The organism is Cytobacillus sp. (genome assembly GCF_032154635.1).
Classification (GTDB): domain Bacteria; phylum Bacillota; class Bacilli; order Bacillales; family Cytobacillaceae; genus Cytobacillus.
Genome location: NZ_JALDXW010000018.1, coordinates 46,007 through 64,976, shown reverse-complemented (window position 1 = coordinate 64,976; position 18,970 = coordinate 46,007). Strand labels below are relative to the sequence as shown.

The 18,970-nt window shown below is 39.5% G+C and carries 16 protein-coding genes; 10 read left to right on the top strand and 6 right to left on the bottom strand.

Annotated elements, in window-relative coordinates:
• Positions 1–104: 104 nt before the first annotated feature.
• Positions 105–1,853 (bottom strand): acyl-CoA synthetase FdrA, encoded by a 1,749-nt coding sequence (gene fdrA, locus RUH74_RS14000; RefSeq protein ID WP_313800972.1) that lies wholly within the window; start codon positions 1,851–1,853, stop codon positions 105–107.
• 477 nt (positions 1,854–2,330) lie between these two features.
• Between fdrA and RUH74_RS13995 the strand changes: the two genes are divergently transcribed.
• Genes RUH74_RS13995 through RUH74_RS13985 form a run of 3 tightly spaced genes read left to right on the top strand, consistent with a single transcriptional unit; the run spans position 2,331 to position 4,686 of the window.
• The gene (locus tag RUH74_RS13995) at positions 2,331–3,185 is read left to right on the top strand and encodes an alpha/beta hydrolase fold domain-containing protein (RefSeq protein ID WP_313800970.1); all 855 of its coding nucleotides are present in this window, start codon (positions 2,331–2,333) and stop codon (positions 3,183–3,185) included.
• 56 nt (positions 3,186–3,241) lie between these two features.
• On the top strand, positions 3,242–4,477 hold the full coding sequence (locus RUH74_RS13990; RefSeq protein WP_313800968.1) for a DUF4062 domain-containing protein: 1,236 nt from the start codon (positions 3,242–3,244) through the stop codon (positions 4,475–4,477).
• A complete protein-coding gene (locus tag RUH74_RS13985; protein ID WP_313800966.1) occupies positions 4,474–4,686 on the top strand; it encodes a hypothetical protein in 213 nt (70 codons plus the stop codon). The genes RUH74_RS13990 and RUH74_RS13985 overlap by 4 nt, the downstream gene beginning before the upstream one ends.
• Positions 4,687–4,830: 144 nt before the next feature.
• On the opposite strand, the gene RUH74_RS13980 is transcribed toward RUH74_RS13985, so the two are convergent.
• The 5 genes from RUH74_RS13980 to RUH74_RS13960 form a co-directional block, all read right to left on the bottom strand.
• Positions 4,831–5,211: a VOC family protein gene (locus RUH74_RS13980; protein WP_313801010.1), complete on the bottom strand. Its 381-nt coding sequence runs from the start codon at positions 5,209–5,211 to the stop codon at positions 4,831–4,833.
• Positions 5,201–5,662, bottom strand: a complete 462-nt coding sequence (locus RUH74_RS13975) for an SRPBCC family protein (protein WP_313800964.1) — start codon at positions 5,660–5,662, stop codon at positions 5,201–5,203. Before RUH74_RS13975 ends, RUH74_RS13980 begins: the two co-directional genes overlap by 11 nt.
• A 5-nt stretch (positions 5,663–5,667) precedes the next feature.
• The gene (locus tag RUH74_RS13970; RefSeq protein WP_313800962.1) at positions 5,668–6,024 is read right to left on the bottom strand and encodes a VOC family protein; all 357 of its coding nucleotides are present in this window, start codon (positions 6,022–6,024) and stop codon (positions 5,668–5,670) included.
• Between the two features lie 62 nt (positions 6,025–6,086).
• Positions 6,087–6,875 (bottom strand): helix-turn-helix domain-containing protein, encoded by a 789-nt coding sequence (locus RUH74_RS13965; protein WP_313800960.1) that lies wholly within the window; start codon positions 6,873–6,875, stop codon positions 6,087–6,089.
• 74 nt (positions 6,876–6,949) lie between these two features.
• Positions 6,950–7,441 (bottom strand): GNAT family N-acetyltransferase, encoded by a 492-nt coding sequence (locus RUH74_RS13960; RefSeq protein WP_313800958.1) that lies wholly within the window; start codon positions 7,439–7,441, stop codon positions 6,950–6,952.
• Between the two features lie 158 nt (positions 7,442–7,599).
• On the opposite strand from RUH74_RS13960, the gene RUH74_RS13955 reads away from it, so the two are divergent.
• From RUH74_RS13955 to RUH74_RS13925, 7 genes are all read left to right on the top strand, one after another.
• A complete protein-coding gene (locus tag RUH74_RS13955; RefSeq protein ID WP_313800956.1) occupies positions 7,600–7,944 on the top strand; it encodes a hypothetical protein in 345 nt (114 codons plus the stop codon).
• A 326-nt stretch (positions 7,945–8,270) separates the two neighbouring features.
• Positions 8,271–10,133, top strand: coding sequence for a bifunctional metallophosphatase/5'-nucleotidase (locus tag RUH74_RS13950; protein ID WP_313800954.1), 1,863 nt, complete (start codon positions 8,271–8,273; stop codon positions 10,131–10,133).
• A 274-nt stretch (positions 10,134–10,407) separates the two neighbouring features.
• Positions 10,408–11,547: a glucosaminidase domain-containing protein gene (locus RUH74_RS13945; protein ID WP_313800952.1), complete on the top strand. Its 1,140-nt coding sequence runs from the start codon at positions 10,408–10,410 to the stop codon at positions 11,545–11,547.
• A gap of 326 nt (positions 11,548–11,873) precedes the next feature.
• Positions 11,874–12,536 carry a hypothetical protein gene (locus tag RUH74_RS13940; protein WP_313800950.1) on the top strand — a complete coding sequence of 221 codons (663 nt, stop codon included), beginning with the start codon at positions 11,874–11,876 and terminating at the stop codon, positions 12,534–12,536.
• A gap of 17 nt (positions 12,537–12,553) precedes the next feature.
• Entirely contained in the window at positions 12,554–13,762 is a 1,209-nt protein-coding gene (locus RUH74_RS13935; RefSeq protein WP_313800948.1) for an efflux RND transporter periplasmic adaptor subunit, read from the top strand.
• A gap of 214 nt (positions 13,763–13,976) precedes the next feature.
• Positions 13,977–17,435 (top strand): S8 family peptidase, encoded by a 3,459-nt coding sequence (locus RUH74_RS13930; RefSeq protein ID WP_313800946.1) that lies wholly within the window; start codon positions 13,977–13,979, stop codon positions 17,433–17,435.
• A gap of 343 nt (positions 17,436–17,778) precedes the next feature.
• Positions 17,779–18,687 carry an anthrax toxin lethal factor-related metalloendopeptidase gene (locus RUH74_RS13925; protein ID WP_313800944.1) on the top strand — a complete coding sequence of 303 codons (909 nt, stop codon included), beginning with the start codon at positions 17,779–17,781 and terminating at the stop codon, positions 18,685–18,687.
• Positions 18,688–18,970 lie beyond the last annotated feature (283 nt).

Below are 18,970 nucleotides of genomic sequence, written 5' to 3'. Positions count from 1 at the left end.
ACGATTAAGTCGACATCCATTCGCTCGGCTCATTGTGTCTCCTATATCGAAAGAACCGGCCCTTCTGCGTTTGTACGGCGATGAACAAGGCGCTTCCGCTTTTCTTATTTTAATAAAGCCAAGATTTTTCTCATTTTTTCATTGCCGCCAGCAATAGGTCTCCAATCGAACTGAACGACTTTTCCGCCATAAGCTGTGATAGAGTCAGTAAAGCTCTTTAACCCTACATTGATAACACTTGGTTTATTGTTCACTAATGCTTCCATTTCTTTAGATACAGCTAAATCAAATGCTTTTGATGGTGCCTTTGCATCTACATGAGCTTTCTGCACATCATTTACCTTCAATCCAACGATTGCTAGAGCTGTTCTTACTGCTTCGTTGTTGCTGTCCTTCACGATGATTCCTGCTTCAGCAAGCTTTTTCTTTTGCGCTTGATAGTCTTGTGGATCTGTTTCTGTTCCGCAAACAGAAGCAACTACATGTAATGTACGGCCTTCTGCTTTTGCATGTGAAACGGCTTTTTGAATGGATGGTAAAAGGGCAGTAGCCATATCATCATGGGAGCCATAGCCAAGGACGAAATCAAGAAGAATAACAGCTGTTTGTTCGTCAGCACCCGCCTCATCAATAAATCTAGCTCTCGTTTCAGGGTCAATCATCGGATGCGGCTTTCCTTGTGTATATTTGTCATCGCCAAGGTCCACAACAACATGGCCATCCTTCTTTAATACATAGCCATCCTCGTTCGTAATCTCTGAGCCTAATCCTAGTGCATCAGAAATTAATACAGCTGCTTCTGATGCTAAAGTTCCGCCAGAGAAAAGTCCTTTAATGGTTCTTTGTCCAGGTTTTAAATCTATATTAGCTACTTCAAAATTGCCTTGATTGTAATCGGCCTTGATTTCATTTCCTTTCGCTAAGTCAACAGCAATACGAGCAGTTTCTTCTAGCGTGTATGCTTGGTATACATTTCCTTCATGCTGTGTCGGCTTTTCGCCTAGGAAAATCGTAACGACAGGCTTTGAAACGCTGTGTAGCAAATCAACAACTTCATTACGCACTTCTTTTGCCGGCGGCTTAGAAATCACAACAATGATGTCTGTTTGCTGGTGGTTTTCTAATGCGCGGATGCCGTCCATCATTGTGATCGCACCAACCGGTTCTTTTAGATCACGGCCACCCGTACCAATCGCATGGCTAACCCCTTCACCAAGACGGTCGATAATGGCTGTTACTTCTTGAATTCCTGTTCCTGAAGCACCGACAATTCCGATGCGTCCTTTTTTAACGACGTTTGCAAAGGCAATTGGAACCCCATCAATAATTCCTGTTCCACAATCTGGCCCCATGACAAGTAAGCCTTTTTCATGAGCTTTTTTCTTAAGTTTTACCTCATCTTCGATTGGCATATTGTCACTGAAAATGAATGTATGCAAACCTAAGTCCAATGCTTTTTCCGCTTCTTCAGCCGCATATTGGCCAGGAACAGAGATTAAAGCTAATGTAGCATCAGGTAATGCTTTTTTAGCGCGATCCCATGTACGGACTGTTTCATAGTCTTTTCCTTTATTGCTGATGGATTGGTCCTTTAAGTATTGCTCAACCTTTTCAAGAACCTCGCTCATTTTATTTTCATCGTCTGTATCCACAACAATAGCCATATCGTTCGATTCCGCTGTTTCTAATTCTTCTGAATACAAGCCCGCTGTTTTGAAAATGTCTTTATTCGCAGGTGTTCCCATCATGATTTGAGCCTTGTTGACACCTTCAATCGTAGAGATTGAATTCGTTAATAACATTAGATTAATAGAGTCTTGATACGAGTTCTTTTTTACAATCGTATAAATCACTTGTTATCACCTCAGTTTTTATTTTTGATACGTTTGACTACATATGGATGCGTTAGAAAGGCTGCTTTGTAAACATTGTTGCTATATACAATAAAATGAGCACAGCTGTTAACTTCCGCTAAAGGCTGCTCGCTTTCCGCGGGGTGGGCGATGAGCCTCCTCGTCGCATTCGCTCCTGCGGGGTCTCATCTGTCCCACTACTCCCGCCGGAGTCTCGCACCTTTCGCTCCAGTTAACAGAACCAGTTTTCAGCCAGATAACTGGTTCAATAGCAACAATCTTTTTTTAGAGCCTTAGGTAAATGGATAAAGAATAACTTAACCTCAGTTGCATTATAGGAAATCAGACATAACAATCGAATAAAATTGAAAGGGTTTACATTGCAAAAACATTAAAGATTCACGCCATTCATTTGTTTCTAGCATTGATGTACTATAATTTAAATCGTTAACGAGTAAATGAAAGGAAGGATATATAATGAAGACAACATTTATATATAAGGAAGTAGATGGCTGTAAAATCAAAGGGGATTTTTATTCCATTGAGGAGAAGCATGCGCCACTTATTGTTTTTATTCATGGGGGTGGCTTAATCTTTGGTGCAAGAACAGATATGAAAAAAGAACAAATAGATCTTTATTTACAGGCAGGCTATAACGTATGCACGATCGATTACCGTCTGGCACCAGAGACAAAACTGCCAGCCATTAAAGAAGATATAGAGGATGTTCTTATTTGGTTGAAAGAACAAGGAACAAATACGTTCAATTTTGATTCTGAACGAATGGCCGTAATAGGCAGTTCAGCGGGTGGCTATCTTGCGCTATTATCAGGAACCTTTCAAGTTCGGCCGAAAGCCATTGTTTCCTTTTACGGCTATGGGGACATTGCTGGGGATTGGTATCGGAAGCCAAGTCCATATTTTTCAAAAATGACGGCAGTTCCGGAAGTTCTTGTCCAACAGCTCATTCAAAAGCAGCCCATATCTGAAGGACCAATCGAACGCCGCTTCGCTATATACTTATATTGCCGTCAGCAAGGGAAGTGGATTGATTATTTAACTGACAGGAAGGAAGAGACCCTCGATCCATTTTGTCCATTGAAAAAAATAGATGAAAACTATCCACCAACGCTTCTATTGCATGGAGATGCCGATGAAGATGTTCCTTATGAGCAGTCGGTACTCATGAGTGAGGCACTTAGTCAAGCTGGTATTGAAAACAAGTTAATTACGATAAAAAGCGGCAAGCACTCATTTGATGAAAATATGGGAGATCCAGTAGTTATGGAAGCATGTAAAGAGGTGATTGAATTTTTAAAGGAGAGTCTATAAGATAAAATTAAATTTTCTGTCTATTGGGTATCTGCTCGTTATAATAATGGTATAATATGGGTAGAAGCCAAAGGGGGAAGGGGGAGTTTCCGCTGATCAATAGGACAAGAATTTTTATTAGCTCCGCTTATGAGGAGGATCTTAAAGGACCAAGAAAGCTGATCAAAAAGCATCTTGAAGATAGTGGCCACGAAGTACCAATTTTTGAAGATGGAGACTTTGGCACCTGGGAAAAGGATACGTTAAAACAGTGCCAGGATGTCGTCAAGTCCAGTGATGTATTTGTTTTGCTGATTAATAAGAAATCAGGTGCGAGCCGTGGACTGTTGCGTGGAAATGTCACACCGACCTATCTTGAATATAAAGCGGCAATGTTAGAGAAAAAGCATATCCTCGTTTTTGTTTCAACAGAGATCAAAAATAATTTTAAGCTGCTGCAGAAGGAATTTAAGAATTTATATGATATCTATTTAAGGGACCATCATAGGCTTCCCGGGTCTCCATTTGATCCGCTAAAAGATTGGATCCATGAACAATTAAAGCAGGATGGAATGGCAAAAAGCCTGCTGGAAGCTGCAGACCCATTTGTATGGGCCTTTCTTTATGATATTTATTCAAATGGAAAATGGCTTTATGATTTTAATATCTCCCGTTCTGAACAGGAGGCAAGTTCGATTTCCTCGATGCTTAGCACGTCGCTAAGATCGGTTGTTGGCCTCATTGAAGAAAGAGATCAATTGGAGCAGCTTAAAGGACAAGCATCCTTTTTGTTAAATTATGCAGATTACACACTAATTATGCTGGATAAAAAAAATTCAGTCGTGCAAAATAAGAAAAAAGCATGGTCAAGCTTTTTAAAAAGCGGTTTACTATTTCTAGATGAACCTAGAGCAATCATACAGACACCTGATACTAACCCCATCCATGTGAACACTGTTTCTGAATGTTTAGCCGCTTCTCTTTATAAATATGACGGAACTTGTTTAAAGCGGATGGCTGAATTTGGTGAAATAACGGCACCTGCTTTTTTCGATTTGACTGAATCAGAGGATGTATTTGTCGTTGAAGCATATAATAATCAAGAACGACTCATTGCCTTTTTGGAAGAAAAACAGATGCTTTATATCACCGAACCAATAGGGGAATATGTACTCTGTCTTCATTTTACGTTCCTCGATTGGTGGTCTAAAGAACAAGTTCGCGCATATTCAGACGAGATTGAATATGCTATAATAAACGAAAGTGGACATTTCTTTCAATTTTTAATTATGCTGATAGGAGGGACAAAATGAGCAAAGAACGAGTAAATTATCATAGCTCTGGCACAATCGTTGCAAGACGTTCCCCAGCAGGAAAAACCATACAGAAAAGTAAAGGGAAGATCCTTGGCCCACGCAGTTTCAGTGATTCTGTGGCCCATAACATTGATACACTAAATAAAGTGCTAAAAGAATCAGATAAAATTATGCCTCGCCCAACGAGAGTATTTAGAAATGCATAAAAATTGTAGAGAAGATGATCTTCCCTACAATTTTTTTTGTATAGTTCAGACTGGATTAGTGCAAACAAGCGGGAGATGTTAGATGGTAGCTTCGGTTCGGGCTCGATCGCAGGGAAAAGGGCACGTTCGTGTCCAAAGGCAACCTTATTCCCCACTCAGCTTACTTTCCTTCTCCGCTTCACTCAAGTACTCAAATAGCCCGATACGGTTTCCCCAGGGATCTGAAAATGTTGCCCATCTTACAGGAACTTCAGGTCTTTCATCTATTTCAAAGGGATCTAAATGTAGGTCCTTTTCTAATCTCTCTCGCTCTGCTTCTATATTCATAACACCTAGTCTAAGGGGACCGCTGCTTTCGGCAGGTATTCCTTCCGCTACTTGCAGCCAGCATCTAGGAATAAGCTGCCACTCTGCAAAACCTTCATGCGGTATAAAGTCAGGCTCTCGATCTAATAATGTTTCATACCACCATTTTCCTTTGACGATATCGGTTACACGTACTTGAAACGTCACTTCATAAATCAGTGATATCAACCCCTAGGAATAAATCTTTCTTATAAACGATTCCATGTTCCAAAAATATTTTTAATAAAGTTAATGCTTCCCCCCAGCCAATCGCACATCCAATGCAAGCATCCATCTCTTTATTTGAATATCCATGCTCTTTAAGAACGACTAATGTTCCCTCCCTATAAGGAAGTAGCTTGAATATCACAGTTGTTTGACTTACTCCTGGGCACCATTGAAAAATAAATGACTCATAAGGGATGGCTTCGATTATTTTTCCCCCATCTTCAATCAGTTTCTCACCCATAACAGCCCATCTTAGCCGGATTTCACCCGTTCCATCCTTGTTCCACTCGATGGTTGTACGATCTGTAAACCAAGCATTCCATCCGGGAGCAGTTGTTAGCGTATGAAACACTTTCTCTGGCTTTGACTTAATATACGTTTGATGCTTAATAACGGGCGTCATAACAGCTAGCTAGCAAACTCGACGATTTCAATTTGATTTCCTGCAGGATCCTTAATAATTGTATACCGGCCAGGCGGGCATGGCTGAGGTTCATCGAAGAGAATTTCTACTCCTTTTGCTTTTAGTTCATCCACATCTTTATCAAGGTTCTCCGTAAGAATGCCTAATAAAACACCTTGACGTGCCTCTGTGTCAAAAGACTCCGTTTCCTCTAATACAATAGGAATTTCATTATGTACCAAGCTAACAAGCTTTTCTCCGTAGTATTTAGAAACTTCAAAAGGCAGCACCTTTGTATAAAATTCAACTGCTGTTCGTATATTGTCAACCTTCACTGTCAGTACACACACTTGATTTAACAAAACGATTCCTCCTCATTATTTGATAAATTGAATGTAACAAATAAAAAAACCAAAAATTTCTTCTAGTTTGCTTTGTTTTTTTCTTTTTCAAATAATAGCTGGGGGAGATTAATTAAGATTGGCGGATCATAGGGCAAGGGATCTCTAAGCGATACACTTACTTCCGTCTCTGTCATTTCTGTTACTTCAATTGAATGATCAGACTTTCCCCGTAAGGATTTATCTAAAAGAAAATAGTCTTTTGGATGAAAACTTATTAGAGGGAGCGCTGCGGCTAAAACATAGTAGGTTCCTAATGGCACAGAGGAAAACACGCAGTCTGTTTGATTATGGGTAATGGCTGTTCCGACTATTGGCTTTTGGTCTGGCATCGGACGAGGGAAAAGACCGATAAAAATCAGACCTTTAAAGCTTTTGGGAACTTCAAGGTGGCATGAAACAACTGGAGGAGATCCTTTAATCGGTTCAAGCTTGTCCTGATACTCAAATCGATTAATAAATTGGTATAAGTCATCTGTACGCACCTGAAATTGCTTTGGGGAAAGACCGACAAATTGTTTGAATTTCGTGCTGAAGGTTCCCATGCTTCTAAATCCAATTAAAAGCATTGTTTTTAATATAGATGACGAGGAGGCATCCACTAATATTTTCTTCCCCGACTCTATACGTAACGCTGATAAGTAACGTCGTGGCGACACTCCTGTTATCTCTTTAAAAAGTCTCGAGAAGTGATGATGGCTATAGCCAACGAGAGACGCTAGCTTTTCTGATGTGATTTCTTCATCTAAGTGTTTTTTCATATATTCAATTGCATGGACTACTGCATGAATCTGGGCATTCGAATATGGCAATTTGACCACCTCTTTTTACTGCAATCTATTTTTGAAAAAAGCGATTCCCATTATTGAAGAATCGCTGAAAAAGCTCACCCTTTTTTATACCCATCATAGATGGCATCCCAATCAAAAGGTCTGGCCATTCTATTTTCAATTTGATCTAATGGTTTAAAGCCATATTGGGCATATAGAGAGTGCGCATCTTTCGTGGCAAGATGAAAATTCGTTCCTTTCAAATTAGGGTGCTCAGTAATTACACTCATGAGCCACTTGCTTAACCCTTTTCCTCTATATTGAGGGAGGACAAATACATCGCCAAGCCATGAAAATCGAACAAGATCTGAGACGACACGTGCAAAACCAATCTGTTTTGGCGAGCCAGACGTGGGATCACCTTCATATATCCCATAACAAAGAATTGAATTTTCAATAGCAGCCACCACTAATTCTTTTGAAATTCCCTTTAGCCAATAGGATTCTTTACTAAGAAAATGATAGATCACTTCAATATCCAAATAGCCTTTATTTGTACTTATAAAAAAATCCCCGTTCCTTATTAATTCTGCTTGTTTATATGCCAACACTCTATTCCCCTTTTTTAAAAATTTATCTATCTATATTTATACAACTAACTTTTTAAATTTTCAAATATTTTTAAAAGAGGGGATTTAGATACTAATCAAACGTTTGATTAACAGGGAAAATTGAGATTCTGCCGTTAGGGATAAAAAATCCGCGCATGATCCATGCATTGGCTGCAGATGCGAAGAAGATTTATGGTTTATCAGATGGTAATTTCTTTTCATATGATCCACAAACAAAGAAAACAAAAACGGTTAATATTGTGAAAAATACGAGTGGTCGTTTCAATAATGGATCCCTTGTCATAGGGAATGATAGTTTGATTTATGGCACAGTCGAAGGAACGTTATTTAGCGTTCATCCGGAAACAATGAAAAAAGAAATCTTAAAAAATAATGGAGCAGAGAGGCTTACTAAAGGGGCTGACGGAATCATCTACTTCACAAACAAAGATGAGCTTTTTTCGTTAAACGTGCATCAAAAAGTTATGTGGGGAAAATAAACAATAGGGAATGTGCTGATATACATAGAAAAAGAATTAGCCTCCGGAAGATCCGATGACTAATTCAAAGTTAGGTAAGCACGCTGGAAGAGTAAACCCATTTGTTTACACATGCTAGCGTACAGTTACTATTGTATACTAGCAAATTGAATCTGGGAATGTGGAAATTATGGGAATAGCTTGGAATATTGACGAAAAGTAGAACTTTTCTATCAAAATTATAAAATCTTAATAGTAATAATGAACTGATTTTACAATCTATTAACATTCGGATAGTCGTTATAAGATATAATGGCATTGAATTTTCTAAAAATAGGAGGTAAGTCATGCAAAGGTTTAAAAAAGGTTTTGCTGTTATTGTTTCTTCTTTCGTCGTATGGTCTGGATTTGGCGGACAATTCACTGCCCATGCAGATAGTACTTCTGCTTCTGCAGCAACAAAGAAAATCACAATTTTGCATACAAATGATACCCATGGCCGCGTGGAAGAAGGCGATGGAATGGGCTTTGCAAAGATCTCAGCACTTGTGAAGCAATTTGAGAGCGAGAATCCGAACACATTGCTTCTTGATGCAGGGGATACTTTGCACGGAACGACATTTGCTACAGTGAGTAAAGGTGATAGCATTGCTGAAGTAATGAATACAGTTGGCTATGATGGAATGGCTGCTGGTAACCATGACTTTAACTATGGATATAAGAGATTACTAGAATTAGAAAAGAAAGTTAATTTTCCAGTATTAAGTGCAAACGTACGTCAGGAAGACGGTACTAATTTATTAAAACCATATGAAATTAAAGAAGTGGACGGCATTAAACTAGGCATCTTTGGCTTATCTACACCAGAAACCCATTACAAAACTCATCCGAAAAACGTGGAGGGATTAACGTTTACTGATCCTGTAAAAGAAGCACAGGCAACGGTAAAGGAATTAAAATCCCAAAATGTTGATATGATTATTGCTGTGACTCACTTAGGAATTGATGAGTCCAGTACAGAAACGTCCATTAAAGTGGCAAAAGGTGCTCCTGGCATCGATCTAATTGTTGATGGACATAGTCATTCTACTCTTGTCGAAGGGCTAAAGGGTGAGAATGATACATTAATTGTAAGTACAGGTGAATATACGAAAAATCTTGGTGTTGTTGAGTTAACTTTTGAAGATAAGAAATTAACAAATAAATCAGCACGTTTGATTTCAAAAGAAGAAGCAGCGAACGTGAAGCCTGACCCAGCTGTTGAAAAAGTTATTAAAGATATTCAAACCGCGCAAAAAGAAATTTTATCAGAAGTAATTGGTAAAACAGATGTACAGTTAGATGGAGAGCGTGAACAAGTCCGTGTAGGCGGAACGAATCTTGGAAATCTAATTACAGATGCAATGGTAGATATGACTGGTGCGGATATGGCTGTAACTAACGGCGGCGGAATCCGTGCATCGATCAAAAAGGGAGACATTACAAAAGAGGATGTCATCACTGTTCTGCCATTTGGCAACTATATCGTAACAAAGGAATTAACGGGTGCGCAGATCAAAGCTGGCATTGAAAATGGGGTAAATGCTTACCCAGAATCAAAAGGTGCATTCCCGCATGTTTCTGGTTTAACATTCGCAATTGATCCTGCTCAAGTAGCTGGTCAGCGCGTGCATTCAATGAAGATTAAAGGCCAGCCAGTTGATATGAATAAGAAGTACTTAGTCGCAACAAATGATTTTATGGCTGCTGGCGGAGATGAGTATACTTCATTCAAGGATAGCCCGATCGCAAACGAATTCCCTGCTTTAGATGAGGCGTTAATTGCTTATATTCAAAAATTAGGCTCTGTGAACGAAAAGTATGAAGCTCGTATTGTTGAGAAAGCCATTGAAAAAGAAGAAGTAAAACCAACACCGACACCAACACCAGTACCAACTAAGAACGTTTACTGGGATGGTCTATTAATGAAAAAGGGCCAAATCGGACGTGTCACAATCGAAAAGCCAATCAACCTTTGGAAGCGCGATGCCAACAACAAGCTTACTTTTGTACGTGTCTTAAAGCCTGGTGAGCAATACAGAGTGTATAACAAAGACAATCTACACTTTGGCCAATATGGTGTAGGCGATGGCCATTATATTACGAACATTAAGGGACTAGTAAAATACGAAACACCGTCTAAAAAGAAACTAGCTGAATTGAATAAGTAATTTTAATTAATAAAACAGGGAGATGATGTCATCTCTCTGTTTTATTATTCTAATATAGCAAAAACTCCTTTACTGCATTTTTATTTTATGGGGGAATAGGAATGATGAAATGGGCAATGAAATAGAAGAAAACCTAAATAATGGGAGATCGCCAAACAAGAGATTAAATCGTCATTCTAAAATGGACGCTCCTGTCGATAATGATTCAAATAAACGCTAACTTTGTTGTAGAATAGAAAATATCAATCTAGAAATCAATGTAAGGGAGAACGTAATGAAAAAAGTTTATTTATTGTTGTTTGTTTTATTAATGAGCCTCGTTCCAACTATTTCTGCAAAGGCAGCTAGTGAAAAGGTAGCCATTGAAGGGAATTCTATATTAACAGCAAAGCAAATGGGCGACTTTGTTTTATTGAAAAAGCCAGATCCTAAATTAACGACGGTCGACATTTATAGATTAGCAGATTTATATTTGTCCATTGGAAGGATGGAAGGAATTCGCGGAGATATTGCCTTTGCCCAAGCCATCCATGAAACGGGATATTTCCAATATGGCAATGATGTTTTACCGGAGCAAAACAATTACTCTGGCATTGGTGCTGTTGGCGGCGGAGCACAGGGGGCCTATTTCAATACACCAGAGGAAGGTGTGCGTGCACAAATCCAGCATTTGAAAGCCTATGCGAACAATAAACCGCTTGTAACAGAGAAAATAGACCCTCGATTTGATTATGTAAAGCGGGGAATTGCACCTTATTGGACGGATTTAAATAATCGTTGGGCCGTTCCTGGGGATGGATACGGTGAAAAGGTTTTAAGTATTTTTGAAGAAATGAAGCAAATTAACTTAACCATCCCTAATGTGAGCAGTGAGTGGACATCGAAGCTTCCAGCAGCATCCGTGTATTTAAAAGCAGATATGCCGCTTATTCGTCCAGATGGAAAAACAGAAAAGATCTTGAAAAAAGGTTATTCTTATAAAGTATTTGGTACTTTAGGCAACAATTATAATCTTGGCGGCAATTATGTTATCGCAGCTAATAGCAGCAAGATGAGCCTCTATATTGGCCGATTGCATATTAAGAGTAAAAATATTGATTTATATAAGCCGGACGGAAGGGTTCATCGCAAAATGATTCCGGGCGAAATCGTTAAAGTATTCAGCTATGATGATCATGCTTATTATGTAGGCGGCGGGTACTATATTAAGAGAGGTACAGATGTTTCCTTTTATAAGGGGACGATTCAAATAAATGCTGACAGTCCGCTTCAGGATAAATCTGGAAATGTAGCTAAAACGCTGAAAAAGGGCCAAGTATTTAGAGTATACGCCATTAATGGCAGCCAGCTAGACTTGGGCGGCGGCTACCACCTAACATACGATAAAACAAAACACGTCTACAACAACAACTAACCCGGTGCCAGGCACCGTTCGTGGACAAATTGGCTATGTTTGTCCTTGTAGGGTGGACAGTTTAGGAGAGGTGATTCAGATCTTTTACGAGATGCTTGAATCTCCTTTTTTGTTTAAAGAAAATACAATAGCCAACGTAGCACAGAACTAGCCTTTTGGCGTGCGGAATAATCAGCGCAGTGAAGTTCATCCGTCGACATTTACAAACATATTTACGAGCAGAAATGTGAACAATTTCCTAATTTCGTCAAAATTAGGGGTTAAAATGGGAATTGCTCCAATATGTGGGTTAGAATAGAAATAGAAATCGTTTGGAGGTACAGCTTATGGTCTATTACGTGCACCTTTTTAAAGGGATGCTCTATCCAAGTACCTTTTCCTACCAAATGGAAAAGGCGGAAGAAATAAGAGGGCTTTGGAAAAAGGTTGTATTCCTTATTTTAATTAGTATTTTTTTATCCGCGATCGCCAGCTATTACGGAGTAGGGATGGATTTTTTAGCAAAAGAAATCACAGGAATTTCGCAGCAGGAGCTTGAGGCAAAGAAATTAATGACAAGTATTGGAAAGGTCATTTGGGGTGCTGGCTATGCAGCATTTGTCCTTTTCGGCTGGTCAATTATTCTTTGGGCCTTAATGGACCTTCAATATAAGAAATTAGTCGTCATTCAATTAGTTGTTCTCGCTATTTTACTGCTAGAGAAGGCTATTTTGCTTCCTTTCCATATTTCACTTGGAATCAGTCCTGAATATTCTCCTTTTGCATTAGGTGTAATAGCTAGATATATAACATCGAATATGATTGTCGTATATATTTTATCCCATATCTCCATTTTTAAAATATGGGTAATTATTTTTCAATATACATGCATTAAGAGGATGAGCGAAAAGAGCCCTAAGGTTATCTTGATCCTTATTATTTGTGTGAATCTATTCTTTTGGCTAGTGTCTACGCTACTATCCTATCTAAAAATTGAAAGTCTACTATAAGGCAGGAGGTGACAGCCATGAGAAAACATATCAAAAAGCTGTTGATAGGGGCTGGCTGCCTATTCATTGCGGGAAATCTCTTCCTCATTATGAAAAGTCAGTCAAAGATAGAGCGATTTGCATTCATTAATCAATACGCTGCGGCCAAAAAGCAAGACATAAAAGAAACGCTTGATAAAGAGGGAGTTGTTTCCCCATCTGAACAATTCCATTACTACTATGATGATAAAATGGGCTCTTTTAAACAGTTTTTTGTGAAAAAGGGAGATGAGGTAACGATTGGAACGCCTTTATATGAATATATTTCTGCAGACATTGAAGCGGATCGGGCCCGTTTGGAAGCAGAAATGACAAAAATCGAAAACCAGGTGACTGCGTTAGAGGATCATATTTCGGAGCTGATTCGTTACAGGGATTCCTTAACCTTTGAGGAGGAAGAGAAGGTGGAGGGACGATCAATTATACATAGCGTTGAACAAGACATATATGATAAAGAATTACAGGCAGAAATGTTAATGAAAGTAGCTGAAAAGTATGAACAGGAATTGGAGATGATTCATACAAGTGAGGGGAAATTGACCGTTGTCAGCGAGTATGATGGAATCGTTAGCGATGTGAATGTCGGTTTGGGAAATCCGTTAATTACGATCAACTCGCACATTCCAACGATTCAAGGCAGCTTGAATGAAAAGGAACGGCTTCGAGCAGAGGCGGGAATGCAGGCGGTCATTACCTCTGATGTCATAAAAAAGAAATGGACAGGCACATTGGAGGCTGCTGATACCCTCCCAGCTGGCCCTGCTGGACAGAAGAAGGACAAGTATCCATATACGATTCAATTGGATGAAAACGCGCCTCAAGATCTATTGCAAGGGTCACATGTGAAAGTATCGCTCATCACAAAGGAGGTGAACGGAGCAGTAATGGTTCCAAAGGAGTCCATTGTAAGGAAAAAGAAAAAATCCTTTGTTTGGGTTATTACAGACGGGGGAAAGCTTGACCGGAGAGAGATTCAAGTTGGCATGCACGCCGGTAATCAAGTACAAATCAAAAAAGGAATAGAAACTGGCGAAATAATTGTCAGCCATTCAGATTCTGTCCAAAAAGGAGAAGGTCCATCCTTCATCACGCCGCTTCATCCTACCAAACTAGAACGCTCTTCAATCAAAGCGATAGGGAAAAAACAAACAGCTAAATACATAACAAAGGGAATCCTATCACGCTAATGGAACGGTGTCTTCGTGCGGTGCCTGGCACCGTTCGTGGACAAATCGGCCTTGTTTGTACACGTGGAGTGGACGGTAGTTCTTTAACATGTGTTCTATGCCATTCAGCTATGTCAGTCTGTCGAATTTGGTAAAAAGTTTGGTTAGGGTATTGCTTGCTATTATTTGGTAATTATTAGTAAGATAAAGCTAGTATAAAAAATAGGGGGATACTATGAAAAAATGGGTTCGCAATGCTTTATCAGTTACAGTAGGGCTTGGCTTAATTTCTAGTAATCTAGCAGCGGGGACTTCTGTCTTTGCAGAAAAAAAACCAGCGGATGTAGCTGCGATCAACGTAAGCAATCCGCAGCTTCAGAAAAAGCTGGACATAGCTAATGAAAAGGCTTTAAGTGATGATACGATTGTCATTAAATATTCGAAACCGCTCACTCAAGCAGAGCATCGCATAGCGGGTGGTACATTGCTTAAGAATTTCCCTAGTCTCAACTACGCCGTTGTTAAAGTTAACAACAAAAAGAATCTTCAAAAGGTCATGGGGAAATATAAAGGGTTTACTCATGTCAATTCTGTGAATCCAAGTGCATTGTATAAGCCTTTAAATATCAAAGACCCAAAAGTGTCTGAACAGTACTATATTGACATGCTAAATCTGAATAAAGCGCACCAGCTGGCAGGCAAGAATAAGGTGACAGTCGCTGTCATTGACCAAGGTGTGGATATGCAGCACCCAGAGCTAAAAGGGAAGCTTTTGCCTAGCTACAACGCAGTAAATCCGATGAATCAAGGAACGCCTGATTTCCACGGGACCCATGTGACGGGGATTATTGCAGGAAACAAAAATAATGGCATTGGCGGTTTTGGCGTAAATCCAAATGTAAGCATTCTTCCTATCGATGTCTTTGATCGCGGGTATGGGGCATATGACTATGCGATTGCTGATGGAATTTTACACGCTGTTGAAAAAGGTGCCAAAGTAATCAATATGAGTTTAGGCGGACCGATGAAATCGCCAGTGATCGAGGAAGCGATCAAAAAAGCATTGGAAAAAAATATTACGATCGTTGCAGCAGCAGGAAATGATGGAGCGGATATTGCAAGCTATCCGGCTGCATATGAGGGAGTTATTAGTGTCGGTTCTATTAATAGTGAAAAGAAACTATCAGACTTCTCATCCTATGGACCATCGGTTGATGTTGTAGCCCCAGGAGATGAAGTGTACAGCACGCTCTATGATTACGAAAAGAAATCAAGTTTTGTTAAAATGAGCGGTACTTCCATGGCCTCTCCAATGGTTGCAGGTGTTGCTTCCTTGCTGCTATCCAAGCATCCAAATCTTACACCTATGCAGGTGGAATATATTTTAGAACATACAACCGAGGATTTAGGGGATAAAGGGTTTGACGTTAAATACGGAAATGGACTCGTTAACCCGGTTGCCGCACTTAATTTTGATATAAAGAAACTACCAAACTTAACAAATTATAAAGAATTGACTGTTAAAGAAATTCTTGAAAAGGCTGAAGAAGTAGACTTGGCTAAAACCTCTACCATTAATGGTGCAATTACAAAGCCATTTGAAGAAAAATGGTACCAAACAGAGGTGAAGGCTGGAGAATACATTCAATTCTCTCTAGAGGGTGCAAAGCAATTTGATTACAAATTACTTATCAACTCACCTGACGGCAAAGAAAAAGTCGATGTCAATAAAGTGCTAAATGGGAAAACAGAAGGCAAGCTTTATAAGGTTCCATCCTCTGGAAAGCTAACCTTTGCTGTAAAAGATGTGAATGGAAGCTATGATGACTCGAAAAGTCAGCTATCCAAGTATAATCTTTCCGTGAAAAAATATACAGAGCTGCCAAAGGATGAATCCACACTTGAAGCACCGATTGATCTGAAGCTGCCATATAAATCCGGAAAGGAAAACTTTACTTTGATCGGTGAAGAAGGCGATGACGATTACTACCGTTTCTCTGTTGAAGAGGAGCAAGTAGTTCGCATTGATCTTTCAGGTATTCCGGGTGTAGATACAAGTATAAGTGTTTATGAGAAATGGCTTTCATCTGAAATGGCTGAGGGAGAAATGCAAGAGGCAGAGCTGCCTGAGGAGCTAGCTCAATTCCCTGAAGAACCATCGTACTATGCGAACAATAAAGGCAAGAGTGAAGGTGAAATACTAACCTTTACTGCCAATCCTGAGACTGAATTATTAATTAAAGTTTCGAATAAAAACAGCAACTATTTTGGGATATTTGATTTCTTCATGAATATGGGAATGATGGAGGAAGAGCAAAGCCCTGAATCTTCAGCGATCCCTTATCAGTTAAGTGTGGAAGGCAAGGTTCTGCCTCCAGATGAGGATTCATTGCCAGTATTTTTCTCTCCTGAAGAGGAAATGAGTATGCTAGAAAAACAATTAGGGCTTATTACAACCACTCCTCAAGAAGAGGAATTTGATTATGTGCAAACGATCAAAGACGGAGCACAGCCTTATAAAATTGGCGATTCTGGAACGGGATATCTCCAAACATTAGAGGATGAGGATTGGTTCAGCTTTACGCCGGAAGAGAATGGCATCTATGAGTTTCTATTATCTGATAAGGATGCTTCTATCCCAATGCTAGGAATCTATCAAGTCAGGGAAGAGAAGGATCGAAACGGAGAAGAATATTCTTATATGGAAATGATTGGTACAAATGAATATTCATTCTGGCAATTTGGGGAACTAAGTACTTCTGTATATACAGGGTTAAAGAAAAATGAAACGTATTTTGTAAAAATAAATACGAATTACTATAACGGCAGTATTTCATTTGATCCTTATCAGTTCACTTCAAAGCTTGTTGTAAAAAATCCTCAGGATAAATATGAGGACAATGATAAGCCAGAAAATGCGAAGAATCTTACTTCAAATGTGATTGAAGGAAACTTTGCTATGCCAAATGACCAGGATGTCTTCTATTTTGAAAGCAAACAAAATGATATTTTTGGAATTACACTCGAAAGAAAGAAAGTGAGTGAGAAATTTAAATCTCAGTATCCGAAGGAACTGATGAGTCCATTCTATGGCAATTTAGTGATTGTAGAGGATACAAATAAAAACCGTAAATTAGATGATGAGGAAATGACAAAATCTCAGTATATTAGCAAGGGTGCGGATCAAGGGAAAACGTATGGATCCTTTAAAGCAGAGAAAGGCAAGAACTATTTTATCACTGCCTCTGGCTATTTCGATGGTCTTAACTCTTTCTCATTAATGCCATATGTACTTACGCTTAACCCTGTTAATAAAAACGATGAGGATAAAGATTCCATCGTGAAAAATAACATCCCATCTAAACCGCTTAAATTAAAAGCGAAGTCTGCCAAGCATCTGCAAGCAACGGGACATTTAAATGCTGGTATTCCTTACGGGGATGAAGATTGGTACGAATTGAAACTCGACAAGAATACAAAAGGAACCATTGAACTAGCTACAGGCATGGAAGTTGATGGTGTGATCTCCCTCTATAAAAATGGCAAGCTAGTAACAACAGCCGATTACTATGCAAGCGGAGATACGGAGGTTCTAAACTTTAACCTCAGCAAAGGCACTTACCACATTAAGGTACGGGATTCGTTCGGCAATACAACCTTAAATCCTTACACATTAAATGTATATAAAAATTAAAATGTTGTGATGCCTGTGGGGTATTTTATCAGAATAGCAATCCTTTCGTTGGTTTGCGATCTGATCTCGTGCCCCACAGGTTTTTTCGATTGAATGTTGTGGATACCTTTGTGAAAGGTTGTCTGCACCAGCCCCAGCCCCAGCGCCTATCGCTTATCAAACTTCAGTCCGACTATGCATGGATTGCGTCAGCATCGGTTCGCTCTCATCGAAAGATCCGGTCCTTGTACGGCGATGACCAAGGCGCTTGCGCATGCATTCTTAGTATTTTTTGGCAGAAAAGTCTCTATCTTTTTCCTGGGAACCGACATACAATAAAGATAATTAGCTGGGGGGATATGATTTGAAAAAACTAGTTTTTATTTTTGCTGTATTCATCCTATTTTTATCGATACACCCCGATGATTCCAAAGCTGCTACCGTGTATTGGGATGGTGTTGAGCTGAAAAAAGGACAGATTGGCCGTGTAACAGTCATCAAACCTATAAATCTATGGAAAAGAACAGAAGACGGTCTTCAATTTGTAAGATTGCTTCAGCCCGGAGAAAAATACCGCGTATACAGAATGGACGAGCTTTACGGTGGCCAATATGGTGTCGGAGGAGATGCCTACATTACGAAAGTGACGGGGCATGTGATCTATGAAACACCTTCAGCCACTAAGCGCAAGCTATTAGATTGTGATCAGACCTGTCTAGTTGAAAGTATATTAACTCTCCCAAAGGAAGAATATGATACATCAGCTGTTAATCTGGTGAAAGAGCGGTTAGGGAATTTGCCAGAATCTATATTACTGCAGCTTATGGATCATCAAATACATATCATTCTAGTCAATGGCCCGATCACAGATACACCAGAATTCGCTCACTTAAAAGGCGCTGCGCCACGAGGCTGGGAGGATACAAATAAAACGTGGGATGATGTCCCAGGAGTCGGCGGTGGAAAGGCAGTCGTTGTTCGAATTGGCCATAGTGAAAAGGGGAGCGGCCATGGCTCCATCAATTTAGAACTGCATGAGCTGGCACATTCCATTGATAGCATTTTGAAGAAGCATGTATCCTCATCAGATGCTTTCACTGCCATTTGGAACATAGAAAAAGGAAGATTGTTCCCAAACGAGAAGTATTTCCTAAATTATCGCGAGGAATATTTTGCAGAAGCATTTGCGCTCTATTATCGGGATGATCATTCCAGAGCGAAATTGAAAAAACTTGCACCGCTAACCTATCAATTTATGGAAATTCTAAAATAAAAAAGCCTGTGGGTGAATTCCACAGGCTTTTTGCTGCTCAATTGGCAGGTGGCCTGTAAATGGTGGAAAGTGGCCGATAAAACGAAAAAGCGGCCAATAAAAGGAGAATTTAACCGGAAAAGCGGATATTCTGACCGGAATATAGCAAAATTTGACCGGAAAATAGCACAAAATGACCGATTACTCGTTACATATGAAATGAAGTCAAGTTCGTACTTATTGTTTTTTAGTTCAAAAGTCGTTTTATCCAGTTATTTGTCCAATTATCTGGGAAAATGTCATA